The 16270-nt window shown below is 34.6% G+C and carries 14 protein-coding genes and 1 pseudogene; 11 read left to right on the forward strand and 4 right to left on the reverse strand.

Features of this window, described 5'->3' with window-relative positions:
* Positions 1–13: 13 nt before the first annotated feature.
* Entirely contained in the window at positions 14–2074 is a 2061-nt protein-coding gene (locus EZ428_RS10020; protein WP_131553002.1) for a BatA domain-containing protein, read from the reverse strand.
* 339 nt (positions 2075–2413) lie between these two features.
* On the opposite strand from EZ428_RS10020, the gene EZ428_RS10025 reads away from it, so the two are divergent.
* Complete coding sequence (locus EZ428_RS10025; protein WP_131553003.1) at positions 2414–3184, forward strand: murein L,D-transpeptidase catalytic domain family protein; 771 nt, start codon at positions 2414–2416, stop codon at positions 3182–3184.
* Between the two features lie 50 nt (positions 3185–3234).
* On the opposite strand, the gene EZ428_RS10030 is transcribed toward EZ428_RS10025, so the two are convergent.
* Both EZ428_RS10030 and EZ428_RS10035 read right to left on the reverse strand, forming a co-directional pair.
* Positions 3235–4770 (reverse strand): L,D-transpeptidase scaffold domain-containing protein, encoded by a 1536-nt coding sequence (locus EZ428_RS10030; RefSeq protein ID WP_131553004.1) that lies wholly within the window; start codon positions 4768–4770, stop codon positions 3235–3237.
* A 38-nt stretch (positions 4771–4808) separates the two neighbouring features.
* Positions 4809–6386 carry a L,D-transpeptidase scaffold domain-containing protein gene (locus tag EZ428_RS10035; RefSeq protein ID WP_131553005.1) on the reverse strand — a complete coding sequence of 526 codons (1578 nt, stop codon included), beginning with the start codon at positions 6384–6386 and terminating at the stop codon, positions 4809–4811.
* A 272-nt stretch (positions 6387–6658) separates the two neighbouring features.
* On the opposite strand from EZ428_RS10035, the gene hisG reads away from it, so the two are divergent.
* The 10 genes and pseudogenes from hisG to EZ428_RS10080 all read left to right on the forward strand — a co-directional run bounded on the left by hisG (position 6659) and on the right by EZ428_RS10080 (position 15446).
* A complete protein-coding gene (gene hisG / locus EZ428_RS10040; RefSeq protein WP_131553006.1) occupies positions 6659–7510 on the forward strand; it encodes an ATP phosphoribosyltransferase in 852 nt (283 codons plus the stop codon).
* Between the two features lie 67 nt (positions 7511–7577).
* Positions 7578–8861: a histidinol dehydrogenase gene (hisD, locus tag EZ428_RS10045; RefSeq protein WP_205945660.1), complete on the forward strand. Its 1284-nt coding sequence runs from the start codon at positions 7578–7580 to the stop codon at positions 8859–8861.
* Between the two features lie 79 nt (positions 8862–8940).
* Positions 8941–10011, forward strand: a complete 1071-nt coding sequence (gene hisC, locus EZ428_RS10050) for a histidinol-phosphate transaminase (RefSeq protein ID WP_131553389.1) — start codon at positions 8941–8943, stop codon at positions 10009–10011.
* A 3-nt stretch (positions 10012–10014) separates the two neighbouring features.
* Positions 10015–11202 (forward strand): bifunctional histidinol-phosphatase/imidazoleglycerol-phosphate dehydratase HisB, encoded by a 1188-nt coding sequence (gene hisB, locus EZ428_RS10055; protein WP_131553008.1) that lies wholly within the window; start codon positions 10015–10017, stop codon positions 11200–11202.
* 82 nt (positions 11203–11284) lie between these two features.
* Positions 11285–11878 carry an imidazole glycerol phosphate synthase subunit HisH gene (hisH, locus tag EZ428_RS10060; protein ID WP_131553009.1) on the forward strand — a complete coding sequence of 198 codons (594 nt, stop codon included), beginning with the start codon at positions 11285–11287 and terminating at the stop codon, positions 11876–11878.
* Position 11879: 1 nt separating this feature from the next.
* On the forward strand, positions 11880–12629 hold the full coding sequence (gene hisA / locus EZ428_RS10065; RefSeq protein WP_131553010.1) for a 1-(5-phosphoribosyl)-5-[(5-phosphoribosylamino)methylideneamino]imidazole-4-carboxamide isomerase: 750 nt from the start codon (positions 11880–11882) through the stop codon (positions 12627–12629).
* Positions 12630–12745: 116 nt separating this feature from the next.
* Positions 12746–13078, forward strand: a pseudogene (locus EZ428_RS24220) (endonuclease domain-containing protein); the annotation flags it as partial.
* A 48-nt stretch (positions 13079–13126) separates the two neighbouring features.
* Entirely contained in the window at positions 13127–13888 is a 762-nt protein-coding gene (gene hisF, locus EZ428_RS24225; RefSeq protein ID WP_225871045.1) for an imidazole glycerol phosphate synthase subunit HisF, read from the forward strand.
* Complete coding sequence (gene hisIE, locus EZ428_RS10075; protein ID WP_131553012.1) at positions 13885–14472, forward strand: bifunctional phosphoribosyl-AMP cyclohydrolase/phosphoribosyl-ATP diphosphatase HisIE; 588 nt, start codon at positions 13885–13887, stop codon at positions 14470–14472. Before hisF ends, hisIE begins: the two co-directional genes overlap by 4 nt.
* 68 nt (positions 14473–14540) lie before the next feature.
* Positions 14541–15446 (forward strand): WD40 repeat domain-containing protein, encoded by a 906-nt coding sequence (locus EZ428_RS10080; RefSeq protein ID WP_131553013.1) that lies wholly within the window; start codon positions 14541–14543, stop codon positions 15444–15446.
* Here the strand turns inward: EZ428_RS10080 and EZ428_RS10085 are convergent.
* Positions 15430–16230 (reverse strand): carboxypeptidase-like regulatory domain-containing protein, encoded by an 801-nt coding sequence (locus tag EZ428_RS10085; protein ID WP_131553014.1) that lies wholly within the window; start codon positions 16228–16230, stop codon positions 15430–15432. The two genes, EZ428_RS10080 and EZ428_RS10085, sit on opposite strands and share 17 nt — an antisense overlap.
* Between the last annotated feature and the right edge of the window lie 40 nt (positions 16231–16270).

Raw genomic sequence — 16270 nt, forward strand, 5'->3', positions numbered from 1 at the left:
TGATTAGTATATTTTATTTTTTGGCATCAATGAGCTCGCCAGCTCGGTTTCTAATATTATAAAATCGGACCAATAATATTTCAATCGCTATAAAAACTAATGCCAAAATTAGGCAAAGTTTCCATAACTCTGTTCCATTATTTTTTGCAGAAACAGCAGAAGCAATACTATCAGATTTTGGGTCTAAAAATGCGACTTGCTGTTTACCAAACAACTTTTGTAAATCTGTTTGAGCACTGTAATGCATATCAGATTCTGTTCTATTATCATTAAAAGCGACAACCGCTAAAGTCGAATCACCTTTTTTAACATCATAAAAACCAGCCCGTTTAACTTGGTCAGCAATGTATAACAAGGTTTTACCATTACTTTGGCGCATTTCTGGTATCACTTCAAAATTATCAGCTACCAATTTTAAAGATTGGTTAGCGCCCAATTCTATTTTTTCGCTTTCTAGCACATTATCTTTTGTCGCAGTATAATAAACGGGCTGTTCTTTCGCACTTGCAAAAGCAATTTTATACATTAAGGGCACAAATACAGGATGTTTGGCAAAGTTGCTGTCTTCATTTTCTAAATCAGTTGCTGATAAATAAATCTGTCCATTTCCAATCGGATACCTGGCAAAAAACAATTGATTAGCTGGCAGTTGTAGTAGGTTTTCTTTGTTGCTGTTATTATTTTCTGCAAAGCTGAAATAGCGATTAACCTGAGGCAAATCTAAATTTTGAGGCAAGGTTTCAAATACATCCTTAAATAATGGATGTTTCAATTCTATGCCGCTAACTTTTGTTGGTGTTGTATATAAATTCACCAATGCCGGAAGATTAATAGCCTTTAAAAATGCTGAATAAACTTGTTTTTCTGCATCTAAATCCGGAAAAACAACTACAGAACCACCATTCGATACATAAGATTTTAACTCTTGCGCTAAACCACTTGAAGGATTACTTAAACCATTTAATACAATTAGACTATAGTTTTGCAAAACAGAATAATTAATATTCGCCTCTAGCATTTCGGTTAATTTGAAATAATTATCAGCCCCAAATAATGCTTTGATGTATTTTCCGCCTTGCTGCCCATTAATGCTCAATATTTTTTGGTCGGCGCTAACCTTAAAACTGAAGTTGAGGTCATCATCAAAAGTTAGAGGAAAATCTTTAATGCTTATTGTTCCCTTTTGCCAACCTAAGTTTAAGCCGCTGTAAGAAAGTGTATCGCTTGCTGTTTTACCTGCGGGAATATTTAAACTGCTAATTGCCTTTTGTTGTTTATTGATATTCAGTTTTACTGATATGTTTTTAGCATCTTCATCTCCGTAATTACGTAATTTGACAATGAGCTTTTCTGTAGCATTAGCTTGATGAACAGGCGATAACAACCAAACACTATCTACAGCAACGTTTGGCAAATCGTTAGCATTTAGTTTAACTAAAGAAACATTTGTGTTTGCATCCGTTTTAATTGGCTCTTCGCCAGCAAATCCTTTTTGGAAATCAGAAATCACATAAGCAAATCGATTGCTTGCCCCGGTAAAAACACTTTGTTGCCTATTAATTACCTGCTGTAATTCTCTACTGGCAGATGAAATTTTAACTTCATCAACTGCTCGCAATAATTCATCAGCGTTTAACAATCGTTGGTGTTTACCTTCAAAATCATTGGTTAATAATTGAAACCTATCATTAATTTGAAAAGCTTTAACTACTTCCTTTGCCTTGCGTTTGGCTTCATCTAATAAACTCCCCTCTTTATTTACAGCTTCCATGCTATAAGAGTTGTCTATATAAATGCTTACAATATTGCCTTTGCTTTGGTCAATTTTACTGCCAGAAGGTAAAAAAGGACGAGCAAAAGCCAATACTAAAAAAGTAATTGCTAAAATACGGCTAATTAAAATGAGGAGATTTTTAAGCTTTTCTTGAGAAGATGTTTGCTCTTTAATCTCTTTTAAGAAAGCAACATTGCTGAAATAAACTTTTTTAAACTTCCGGAAATTGAATAAATGGATGATGACCGGTATAACGACCGCAAAAAGCGCAAAAAGAAAGCCCGGATAAAGGAAATTCATTAAAAATCAAAGATAGAAAAATTATACAGTTTAGCGAATTGGTAAACGAAAACTTACTTAGTTCAAAATAAATAGGCATTTTAAGCCAAGTTTAGGATTGTATTAAATTATCATCAATAAACAACAGCAAAAACCTTACTCTTTTGCGGAATAATAAATTTTAAATTACATAATTAACTATAAATCAATAAAATATAAAAGTCACAGAAAGGTAACCAAACAATCAAAATTAAATTAGTTCATAACAATTTAGTATATTTGATTATTAATTACACTTAAACTAAAAGCTTATAAAAAGAAACTCATACTAGATTATTGTGAACGAGATACCGAAAAACTATGAGAAAATACATTTTAGGAATAACTGGATTATTATCCATCGCATTTTGCTTAACCATTAGCAGTTTTAAACCAACAGAGAAAAGCGAAAAACCGAAACAAGGTAACATTACAACAGACAGTATTTATATGAATTACATAAATACGTTGTACGTTGCTGTGCATTTGAAAGAAGCAGGACTAAGCTTTCCAGTGTTCGAAAAAGCCATTACTGGTTTTTACAATTTGAAAAAATCTGGTCAGCTTTCTAACAAGTCTATTTTAACTATTGCAGATTTTGACCAATCGAGTACAAAAAAGAGATTGTACATTATCGATTTAGATAAAAAAGAAATCTTGTTAAATACTTGGGTGGCTCATGGGCAAAAAAGTGGAAATGATGAAGCTATCAATTTCTCCAATAAAAACGATTCTTTTACTAGCAGCTTAGGCTTTTATGTAACAGGAGAAGTTTATAGAGGAATTCATGGCAGGTCGCTTAAGCTAGACGGAATGGATTTAGGCTTTAATGACAATGCTAGAAGTCGTTCTATTGTAGTTCATGGCGCACCCTACGTAAGCGAAGGAACTATTAGTGCATTAGGCCGATTAGGACGCAGCCAAGGTTGTCCGGCTGTTGCACCAGAAGTGGCAGATAAAGTAATCACTACCATTGGTGACAAAACGGTGTTATTCATCAATAAAAGTGTGGAGAACTATTCATCTAAATATTTGGATGAAGCATTGGCTGCAAACTTTGCCTTAGATACTACAACACATTTAATGGATTAACAATATTCATTTTAAAAACAAAAAGGAGGAATTTAACATTCCTCCTTTTTTTATGCTAGTCTTTGCAAGTAAGTAAACAAAACTATATCCAATCCATAAACATCTTTCCTGAACTGAAGTTTTCCTGCTGCATCCGCCCAACATGTAAAATAGGTTAAATAAACTGGAACTTGTTTTGGCAAGCCAATATCAGTAGCCACCGGATTTTCACTTTGCATCCCAGTTTTTATTTTATCGTACTTAGCTCCTCTTCCAAACAAAGCTTCAGCTAATTCCAATGGTTTTTCTACACGCACACAACCGTGGCTAATGGCTCTCATTGGCAATGCGAATGCTGCCTTTGCAGGTGTGTCGTGTAAGTAAACGCTACTTTCATTTTGAAACAAAAACTTGATTTTACCTAAAGAATTATCATCACCCGGTCGTTGCTTAAAAGCATATTTTTTTCCCACATTACCGTCCGAAAAATCAATTGTTTCAGGATCTTCAATTATTTGGCCATTCTCAAAAACATCTATATTATTGTTGGCCAAATAGTATGGATCTTTAGCAGCTAGTTTTGAAATTTCATTTGTTGCAATACTTTCGGGAATATTCCAAACTGGATTAACCTGAACACTGTGAATCATACTTTTTAATTGAGGGGTTTCTCTATTGAACGGCCTATCCTTTTTCAAGTCATTTTCATCGTACTCAACCAAGTTATCAGTGTTGTTTTTATTTCTACCCTCGCCCACACAAACCTTCATGTTTAATACTGATTTGCCATCTTCCATCACGTCCAGTTTAAAATCTGGAATGTTTACCCAAACATATTTATCTTCGGTAGGCAAATTTTTCCATCTTAACCGTTCTAAATTAACCTTTAAAACCCTTTCAGTTTCTTCTGCACTTGTTGCAGGTAAAACAACTTTTTCTTGTAAAGCTTTTTGCAAAGCAACATACTGCGCTTCTTTTGGCTGAATACTATCTAAAAAGTTTTTAATATCTCTGGTTTCAAAAACTTGCAGAAAACTTAAACTGTCTGGTCTTTTTGTTGCCGTATAATATTGCGCATAAATCTTTCTGGGACTAATAATCCCGAATTGTAGTGCATTACCATAGTTCGTTAAAGAATTAGCAGCAGAAAGCTCTAAATCAATCAAAACCTGATAAGCCTCATCTAGTGTTTTAATCTCTTTTTTATTGTAAGTTTTCTCTATTAGTTCATTTAACTCATAGGTTTTAAATATTGCTGGGTCTAAACCATGAACAGCAGAATTATTAAGAACGGCAATTGCCTCTTTTAGCTTATCTTTTGACAGGTTCTTCATTAGTAGAACTGGCTCAAAATCATTAGCCTCATAAAGCGCTCTTAGAAATTTGGGGTTTCTGTATTGTTTTTCTTGCTTTTCGAAAGTTGCTTTGAATTTCTCAACAAAGGTTTCAGTTTCTATGTCTTTAAAGATTTTATTTCTAGTTTCTTTAAAAACTACTGCACCAATATCAGAGTGGCTTTTTTTACAAGATTGCAGGATAAATAACAAGAAAACGCCAAGCAAAATAAATTGCGGAGCGTATAATTTAGGGTAGATTGTAAACTTCATATAGACCAAATGAAATTAAGCCCATTTTGTTTGAAAATTTACATATATTTTTTAACGGCATTCCAAAGAACTCCATCATAGTCATATACATCTGGTCTAAATTGAACTTTTCCATTCTCTGCCCAAGCAGTATAATAACCAATTACCACAGCTACGTTTTTCCTAGTTGAGAACCAAGATGGTTTAAGTTGGAACACGTTTGTAGTATCTGCTTTTTTAGCCAATATTTTCTGATACTGCTTATTTCTATTGGTATCAATTGGCGGAAGGTTTACCTCCATTCGCAACTGGTCGTATTGATATTTATCTTTAACCATCAGCTGTGCAAACTTCAGTGGGTCTTCAATGCGCACACAACCGTGACTAATTGCTCTATTTGCTAGTTTGAAACCATATTTATTATTCGTGTCGTGCAAATAGATACTCGAACTATTGTCAAAAATAAATTTGAATTTCCCTAAAGCATTTCCTTCTCCAGAGCCTTGTTTAAAGGTAAAAGGTAATTTTTCCCTAGCATATTTATTCCATTGAATGGTATCTGGGTCATAAACTTGTTTGCCTTTATAATAAACTTTGATGTTACTATTAGAGAGGTAATATGGGTCTTTTCTAGCCATCCAATAAATTTCACTTTGTGCAATGCTTACAGGAATATTCCATATTGGGTTTACCTGTATTGCGTTAAAAACACTTACCAATTGAGGCGTTTCGTGATTTTTTGGTTTATCATCCAAATTGCCTGACTTTAAGAATAACTTCATTTTCTCAGTATAAGTCGCTTCTCTTTTACCGCCAACACATACATTCATGTGCGCCAAAGTATCTCGCTTATTAAACCAAGTCAGCGAAAAATCTGGAATATTTACAGCTACAACTTCATCTGTTTTTATAGGCAATTGCCAGCGCAAACGCTCCATATTCAATTTTATGGTTTTAATTGCTTGGTCATTTTCATTTCTAATGCTATCTCGATAAAAGGCTAGCATGGCTTTTAAATCCAAATAGCTTTTTGAGCTTGGTTGAGCACTTTTTAAGGATGCAACAATATCAGTCGTATTTAAAAGCGAATCCATCCTCAAACTATCTGGCCGGTGAACATTGATGTAATAACGATTGTATATTTTACGTGGGTTAACAATTCCGTATTTAATAGAACTTGCATAGCGTAAAAATGCATCAGCAGTTTTAATTTCTAATTCAGCTATAAGCGAATAAACTTCATCGATACTTTTAAACTTGTTCGCATCTAATGTTGCTATCAACTGCGTTAATTCTTTAACCTTAAATACTTCCGGATTAAAACCATCAGCATTACTCCTTTCAATATAGCTTGTTAAAGTATCTAACCCACCATTGGTATAAAATCTTGTTATTAGCGATGGATTATTTTCGTGAGTTAAATAAAATGCTTTGGTTGTTTTGGGATTGGATAGAGAACTACTCAATTCGTCCAGTTTTTTACTGAAAATGGGATTATAAAATGCAGTATCGAATTTATTATAAAGTTTGTTCTCGAAATGTTTGGCTAATAATGTAGCAATTTCTGGTTTTTCCTTAAACCACCCACAAGAGCACAAAAACAGACATAACAGGGAAAAAAGGAGCGTTTTCTTCAATTTTTTATTGGTATTTAACAGGCTAACCACATTGATTAGCAGTGAATATACTTCAAATTAAATGCCATATTGTTTTGATTTTAAATTTACAAAGCTATATTTGCATTATCTTCTCAACAAAATTACGGAAAGATAAGCAATATAATGATTCAAGTTTTAAACCATCACGTACATTTACACCATCGCCATTGTGGCGATATATAGTAGTATGTTTTGTACGCAAAACGGTTTTTAGACAGATTCAATATTTCTTATTCCTAATTTTATAACAAGTGAAAACACTTAAAATCGCTATCCAAAAGTCGGGTAGGTTAAACGAAAAATCAGTAGAAATTCTTAAAAATTGTGGCCTTTCTTTCGAAAACTACAAAAGTTCACTGATAGCAACTGTTGCTAATTTCCCTCTAGAAATTCTTTTTTTAAGAGATGATGATATCCCAGAATACGTTCAAGATGGCATTGCCGATTTAGGTATTGTTGGTGAAAATGTAATCATCGAAGCAGGTGCTGATGTATCCTATTTACAGCCTTTAGGATTTGGAAAATGCACCCTAAAAATTGCTGTTCAAAGCACCAGTAATATTACCGAACTTTCGCAATTAAATGGCAAAGCAATTGCCACTTCTTACCCTGTAATTTTACAAAAATACCTTTCAGAAAACAATGTTGATGCGCAGATTAGAAACATCTCTGGCTCGGTAGAAATTGGTCCAGGCTTAGGATTAAGTGATGCGATTTTCGACATCGTTTCTACAGGTGGAACTTTAAAAAGCAATGGACTAAAAGCATTCAAAAATGTAATGGATTCGCAAGCAGTTTTAATTGCTAGCAAAGGGATGGAACTGAATCCAGAAGTGCTAGAGTTATTGCAAAGAATTCAATCTGTACTGAGAGCTAAAGCTACAAAATATGTTGTACTAAATGTGGCTAAAGAAAACTTACAAGCTGTGGTAGATTTATTACCTGGCGTAAAAAGTCCTACTGTAGTTCCATTGTTCGAAGAAGGTTGGGTTGCTGTACATTCGGTAATTGCAGAAGAAGATTTCTGGGAAAAAATCAATGGCCTAAAATTAGCCGGCGCAGAAGGAATTGTTGTAATGCCGATTGAGAAAATCATTACATAAATCAAAAAAAATAGATTTAAACGCTATATTTTATATTAACTAATAGTTAAATTAAAAACATAACATATTGAAACTCTATAACTATAAAGATTTAACTGCACAAAAAATTGAAGAGTTGTGTTCTCGCAAAGTTGAAGACGATAATTTGGTCTTTTCACGGGTAGAAAACATCATTGCCGCTGTTAAATCGGAGGGTGACGCAGCACTCCTCTCCTATGCCGAACAATTTGATAAGGTTAAATTATCTTCTTTGTTTATTGGTAAAGAAGAACTAGTCGAACTAGCCAAACAAATTCCTTTATCGGTAAAAAATGCTATTGATGTAGCTTACCAAAACATCTACAAATTCCACGAAGCTCAGCTTAAAACTGAAGCTAAAATTGAAACAATGCCTGGCGTAAATTGCTGGAGAGAAGCTAGAGCAATTGAAAAAGTCGGGCTTTATATTCCAGGTGGAACAGCTGTTTTACCGAGTACTTTTTTGATGCTTGGCATACCTGCAAAAATTGCAGGTTGCAAAGAAATTGTGGTGTGCTCTCCGCCACAAAGTGATGGAAAAATCAATACCTATATTGCTTATGTTTCTACCCTGCTTAACATAAAAAAAGTTTACTTAGTTGGAGGTGCGCAGGCTGTCGGAGCAATGGCATTTGGAACCGAAACAATCCCGAAAGTTAACAAGATTTTTGGACCTGGAAATCGCTATGTAACAGAGGCAAAAAAACTATTGCAAAACACAGTTGCAATCGATATGCCAGCGGGTCCATCTGAGGTTTTAGTGATAGCTGATGAAACCGCAAATCCTGCTTTTGTTGCAGCTGATTTATTGGCTCAAGCCGAACACGGAACCGACAGTCAGGCGATATTAGTTGCTACCTCTAAAAAGTTGATAAACGAAGTAATAGTTGAAGTTGAAAAGCAGTTACTTGATTTACCCAGAAAAGACATCGCTCAAAAAGCAATTGAAAATTCTTACGCTGTATTTGCTGAAACTTTAACTGAGGCAATGGACTTTAGTAATGCCTATGCACCTGAACATTTAATTCTAGCGACTGAAAACTTTGAACCACTTATTCCATTAATCATTAATGCAGGTTCGGTATTTTTAGGAAATTTAACTCCAGAAAGCGCAGGAGATTATGCTTCAGGAACAAACCATACTTTACCTACAAGTGGTTTTGCAAGAGCTTTCTCAGGTGTTTCAGTTGATACTTTCCTTAAGAAAATTACTTTTCAGCACCTTACGGCTAATGGTTTACAAAATATTGGCAGCACAGTTGAAGTTTTGGCAGAAGCAGAAGGATTACAAGCACATAAAAATGCGATAACAATAAGATTAAAAAAGATGTGAGAAGTTAGATATGAGATTTGAGGAACTAGAAGGTATCCAAATCTCACTACTCAAATCTCACTACTCAAATCTCAAAAAAATGGACATTAAAGATTTACAAAGAGAAAATATAAAAACCCTTAAACCTTACTCTACAGCTAGAGATGAGTTCAAAGGACAAGCAAGTGTCTTTTTAGATGCAAATGAAAATAGTTTTGGTTCACCACTACCTGCAAATTACAACCGCTACCCAGACCCATTGCAGTTAGATTTAAAAGATGCGATTAGCAAAATTAAAGGTGTACCAATAGAAAATACCTTTTTAGGAAATGGTAGTGATGAAGCAATCGACCTTTTATACCGAGCTTTTTGCAACCCTGGGAAAGACAACGTTATCATTCTTCCACCTACTTACGGAATGTATGAAGTTTCAGCAAACATAAATGATGTTGAGATTAGAAAAGTTGATTTGCTGCCAAATTTCCAATTAGACCTAGAGAAAATTGCTGAGGCTATTGACGCAAATACTAAAATGATTTTCATTTGTTCACCAAACAACCCTACCGGGAATTCCATCAATAGAACAGACATTGAGACAATCTTAGCCAATTTTAAAGGTTTGGTGGTAATTGATGAGGCTTATATCAATTTCGCAAAGCAGAAGACCTTTATTCAAGAATTAACCGAATATTCAAATTTGGTTATCCTACAAACGTTTTCTAAAGCTTGGGGATTAGCGGCTTTACGTTTGGGAATGGCTTTTTCATCACGACCCGTTATTGATATTTTAAACAAGGTAAAACCACCATACAATATCAATCAAGCTACACAAGACCTAGCTTTGGCTGCTTTAGAAAATATACAGCAGGTAAATGATTGGATTAAAATCACTGTCTCAGAGAGAGAGAGATTAAGTAATTTACTCACTAAACTTCCTTTGGTTAAAAAAGTCTATCCATCCGATGCTAACTTTATATTGGCAGAAGTGCATGATGCCTTAGGTACTTACAATTTATTGGTGGATAAAGGCATAATTGTCCGCGACCGCTCGAAAGTATCGCTTTGCGAAGGATGTTTGAGAATTACCATAGGAACCGTTGAAGAAAATGATGAATTGATTAGAGTATTAACCCCCCAACCCCCTAAAGGGGGAGCTGAAAACCGAGCTTAATTTATGGAGCAGAATATAAATAACAAAGATTTAGTAGCCTCAACTCCCCCTTCAGGGGGCCGGGGGGTATTGTTTATAGACCGTGATGGCACATTAAACATCGAACCAGCAGATGAACAAGTAGACAGCTTTGCAAAGCTGAAATTTTACCCAAAATCATTGTATTATCTTTCTAAAATTGCAACAGAGTTGGATTTTGATTTGGTAATGGTAACCAATCAAGATGGCTTGGGAACTCCATCAAATCCAGAAGAGAACTTTTGGCCAATACACAATTTTATGCTAGATACTTTCGCTGGCGAAGGTGTGGTATTTAGGGAAGTTGTGATTGATAGAACTTTTGCAAAGGATAATGCTCCTACACGCAAACCTCATACAGGCTTATTAACACATTATTTTGGCGAAGATTACGATTTGAAAAACTCTTTCGTAATCGGTGACCGATTAAACGACGTTATTCTAGCCAAGAATTTAGGCGCAAAAGCAATTTTCCTACGTCAGAATGATGCATTAGGAAGTACAGAAGCATTGGATAAACACGAAACTTTATTAGATGTAATTGCTTTGGAAACTCAAAAATGGGAAGATATTTATACCTTTTTAAGAGCTGGTGCCAGAAAAGTTCATCACGTTCGTAAAACGAATGAAACAGACATTACCATTGGTTTAGATTTAGATGGAACAGGGAAAGCAACCATTAAAACTGGCTTAAACTTCTTCGACCATATGCTAGACCAAATTGCCAGACACGGCAGCATGAATTTGGATGTAATTGCAAATGGCGATTTACATATTGATGAACACCATACCATTGAAGATACTGGAATTGCTTTAGGTGAAGCTTTTGCACAGGCTTTGGGCAATAAATTAGGTATTGAACGTTATGGTTTTTGTTTACCAATGGATGATTGTTTAGCACAAGTTGCAATAGATTTTGGTGGCAGAAACTGGATTGTTTGGGATGCAGAATTTAAACGTGAAAAAGTTGGTGATGTACCAACAGAAATGTTTTTCCACTTCTTTAAATCCTTTAGCGATGCCGCAAAATGCAACTTAAACATAAAAGCAGAAGGCGAAAACGAACATCACAAGATAGAAGCTATATTTAAGGCTTTTGCAAAAGCAATTAAAATGGCGGTAAAAAGAGATGCAGAGAAAATGGTTTTACCGAGCACAAAAGGCGTTTTGTAAATGAGTAATGAGCAAGGATTAAAGAGCAAAGATTAGCTCAATATCTTTTCATCCTTGTTCTTTATTCTTTAATTTAAATAATATGATTGGAATAGTTAACTATGGAGCAGGAAATATTTTTTCCTTAACCGCAGCTTTAGAAAGACAAAACATAACTTATGGAATGGTAAATACTGAGGCTGATTTAGAAAAATACAGTCACATTATTATTCCAGGAGTTGGGCATGCAGGTGCAGCCATGAAAAAACTAGAACAGACTGGTTTAGTAGCTGCCATTAAAGCTTTAACAAAACCTGTACTAGGCATTTGTGTGGGTATGCAACTCATAACCCAACATTCTGAAGAAGGAGATGCTAATCTTTTGAATATCATTCCATTAAATACAAAATTATTTAACAAGGAATTAGGCATCAAAATCCCACACATGGGATGGAATAACATTGACTTTAAAAACAATTCTTTATTTCAAGATGTTCCTGTAGATACACAGTTTTACTTTGTACATTCTTATTTTATTGAATATAACCCTACTTTTGATATCGCGTCTGTGAATTATGGAAACAAATTCTCAGCTGCCATACAAAAAGATAACTTTTATGGCGTTCAGTTTCATCCAGAAAAATCTGGTGAAGCAGGCGAACGTTTATTGAAAAACTTCTCAAACCTTAGTTTATAAAATGTACATTATACCAGCAATAGATATTTTAGATGGAAAAGTTGTCCGCTTACGTGAGGGCGACTATAACCAGAAAACAGAATATGATGTTTCTATTAAAGAAATGATTGAACGTTATCGCTCAAATGGAACTGATTTTATTCATATTATTGACTTAAACGGCGCCAAAGGTGATTTCAGCAATCAAAAAACCTTATTCGATATCATTAAAAAAACCGATATGCGGGTTCAATATGGTGGTGGAATAAGAACAATTGACCAAGTAAATAACCTTTTAGATTCGGGAATTCACCGTGTAATTGTTGGAACACAAGCCATTAGTAATCCTGATTTCTTACCTGATTTAAGCAAAGCCTTTGCTAAAAAAGATGATTACGCGAATAGAATTGTAATTGCAATTGATGTTTTGGATGAAGTAATCAAATACTCTGGCTGGATGGAAAGTTCGCCAATAAAATTAATGGATTATGTTGACAAGTGCCTTGCCTTAGGTTTCTTCCGTTTTTTATGTACAGATATTAGCAAGGATGGAAAACTGGGTGGTGCAGCGGTAGATTTATATAAAAAACTGCTTGACCATTCGCCAATGATTAAACTTATCGCATCAGGCGGAGTTAGCTCAATGGAAGATATTTATGAGTTGGCTAAATACGACATTAGAAGTGTGGTGGTTGGTAAAGCAATTTATGAGAACCGTATTTCTATCGAAGAGATTAAAGAGTGGAATCTGAAGGCGCTAAGTTCGATATAACCCCTAAATCCCCTAAAGGGGACTTTGCCGACAAAGTTTGAAAAACATAACATTTAGAAAAAATGTATCCAGAAGCTGATGATGATTTCGAATTATTAAGATTAGAAGAACCAAATATGTTTTATGGGGCTTCGAACTTGATTTTTGAAAATGCAAGGGCTTTAAGAAATAGGGTTACAGAAAGTGAAAGCTTACTTTGGGAGCAATTAAAGGGCAAACAATTAGGATTAAAATTTCGAAGACAACACCCAATTTCTATTTATATCGCAGATTTCTATTGCCACGAAATTAAACTCTCGATAGAATTAGATGGTGGAATTCATAACGAACCTGAAGTGTTAGCTAATGATATTGAAAGACAAAGAAATCTTGAAGAGCTTGGCATAACTGTAATAAGATTTACAAATAACCAATTACATAATAATTTAAATTCTGTTTTGGACAAAATAAAACAAGCCATACAGGCTAAGCAATTAGCACCTCCCCCTTCAGGGGGATTGAGGGGGTTAAGCAAAAGAATTATCCCTTGTCTTGATGTAAAAGACGGCCGTACGGTTAAAGGCATCAACTTTGTTGATTTGCGTGATGCTGGCGACCCAGTTGAATTAGCGGCACAATATGCCAAACAAGGTGCAGACGAATTAGTATTTTTAGATATCACAGCTACTCACGAGCGTCGTAAAACGATGATTGAGATGGTTAAATCGGTAGCGAGACAATTGAATATCCCTTTTACCATTGGTGGCGGAATAACTGAAATTGCTGATGCTGAAGCATTACTAAATGCTGGCGCAGACAAAATCAGTATTAACTCTGCAGCAGTAAAAAACCCACAACTAATTGAAGATTTAGCTAAGACTTTTGGGGTTCAATTTGTGGTTTTAGCAGTAGATACTAAACATATTGATGGCAAAAATATAGTCCACCTTAATGGAGGTAGATTAATTACCGAACTAGAAACCGAGGCTTGGATTAAAAAAGCTGAAGATTTAGGTGCTGGTGAAATTCTGCTTACTTCAATGGATCACGATGGAACCAAACAAGGTTTTGATTGCAATTTGTTAAGCAAAATAAACAAGATGATTAATATTCCAATCATTGCATCGGGCGGGGCAGGGAAAACTGAACATTTTACAGAAGTTTTTCAAAAAGCTGGTGTTGATGCCGCATTAGCCGCGTCAGTATTTCACTATGGAGAAATATTAATACCAGATTTAAAACAAGAATTAAAAAGACACAATATTCCAGTTAGGATATGAATATAGATTTTGATAAAAGTGATGGGTTGGTGCCTGTAGTTATACAAGACGAACAAACTTTAGAAGTTTTAATGTTAGGTTACATGAACGCCGAAGCATTTGAAAAAACGCAAGCTGAAGGTAAAGTAACCTTTTATTCTCGCTCCAAAAGCCGTTTATGGACCAAAGGTGAAGAAAGTGGCAATTTCCTTTTCGTAAAATCTATTCATATCGATTGTGACAATGACACCATTTTAATTAAGGCGAATCCAGTTGGGCCAACTTGCCACACCGGAAGTAGAAGTTGTTTTAAAACAGATTATAACCAGAACTTTATTTTTGAACTAGAGAACATTATTAATGATAGATATGAGAATCCTGTAGAAGGTTCATACATTAATAAGATGAGGGCTAAAGGTTTAAATAAAATAGCTCAAAAAGTAGGCGAGGAAGGTGTAGAAACTGTAATTGCCGCACTTGTTGAAACCGAAGAAGAACTAATTGGCGAAGCATCTGACCTTCTTTTTCACTTAATGTTCTTGTTAAAAGAAAAAGGATTATCCATTCAAGATATTGCTAAGAATTTAGAAAGTAGACATAAATAGATGTGAGATTTGAGTATTGAGATTTGAGACAGTTCCAATCGCAATACTCTTTACGCAATACGAAAAAAATGCTCAAACATCTCCATACCTTCCCTGGTCACCAAAATCCTGTATATGCTTTAGCAAATGCTGATGAAGAAGGTGTTTTTTTTAGTGCTGGAAATGACAAAGGGATTGTAGAATGGTCATTAGAAAAACTGGCTTTTGTGAAGGTTAAAACACCTGCACAAAGTTCTGTTTATAGTCTGCTTAGTTACAATAATTTGTTATTTATTGGAGAAAGAAGTGGTGCATTTAGTGTTTATGATTTGGCAAAGCAAGAAATCATCATAAGAGTTAATGCCCATCCAAAACCAATTTTTGATATCCAAGTAGTTAAAAGCAAAAATGAATTGTTGACTACTGGAGAAGATGGAACTGTTGCCGTTTGGTCTTTATCGGACTATTCTGAAATCTATCGCTTTCAAGTAGCTTATGATACGGTTAGGTGCATTGCTATTTCTCCAGACGAAACTGAAATCGCCTTTGGCTGCAAAGACCACCTGGTTAGAATTTACAATTTAGCTGATTACAGTTTAAAACAAACATTAGAAGGGCATTCTTTACCTGTAACATCATTAGCTTATCATCCTACTGGGAAGTATTTAATTTCTGGCAGCAGAGATGCGCAATTAAAAATATGGGTTTTACCAACCTATGAATTGGTTCAGACCATTCCAGCCCATATGTTTACCATTTATAACATTGCTTTTCATCCAACACTACCCTATTTTGCAACGAGTAGTCAAGATAAGAGCATTAAACTCTGGGATGCGGAAAACTTTAAACTTTATAAAATTCTTAGTTTAGAAAAAGGCGAATACGGGCACACACATTCTATCAATAAAATCATTTGGTCTAGAGATGGTAAATATTTGATTTCTACCGGAGATGATAGAAAAGTTATGATCTGGGAATTTAGTAGCGACCTGTAAATACTTTTTTAAAAAAGTATCCAATCTTATTTGTCAGAGACCTTTTAACAACTATGCCACCGGCCATAATAGTTGTTATTTCACCCAATACACTTGGAGTAATTTTAATTTTTATTTCAAAATTTTGAGCGGAAGCTAAATCAATCTCAGTCTCCATAGTTTCGTAACCTAAATATTTCGAAACCAAAATCAGCTTTTGATTTGAACCAGATTTAATTTGAATCTTAAATCTTCCGTTTACATCCGTTGTGGTTAAACTTTGCCCATCTTTTACCAATATGCTTGCACCAGGTATTGGTAAACCATCACTACTATCTTTTACTACGCCAGAAATTGTAATTAATGTATCTGTTTTTTTAGCAGAATTATCTGATTTTCTAGATTTAACATCGTCCTGGTAAATATTCTGATTTCTAAAGATTTCTTTTGAATAACCTTTAGTGCTCGTCAACAGTGTTAAACAAGATGCAACAAATATTTTATAACTTAAATTTTTAAATCTACTAGATTGGTTTTGTAGCGGAATAGAATTTTCTAATTGCACCTTAGTCATTCTCCCACAAACATTTCCTTTTGGGTATTTAAAATAGTCTATCAATTCATTTGTGCTAAACTTAGTAAAGTCTAAAACCTGTTTTTCGCAACTATCACAAAACCTACCTTGTTCAAGTGGCTTCATATTTTCCCAGTTCTCAGCGCATGGTTTTGGAATAGTAATTTTAAGATTTGGCATAAGCGTTTGTAATAAGATACATAGAGGATAATTTTTTTCTACATTTTCCATAACAGCAACGATTTTTAATTTGGATATTTTATCTTAGCCT

The sequence above is a fragment of the Pedobacter frigiditerrae genome (assembly GCF_004331645.1).
GTDB lineage: Bacteria > Bacteroidota > Bacteroidia > Sphingobacteriales > Sphingobacteriaceae > Pedobacter > Pedobacter frigiditerrae.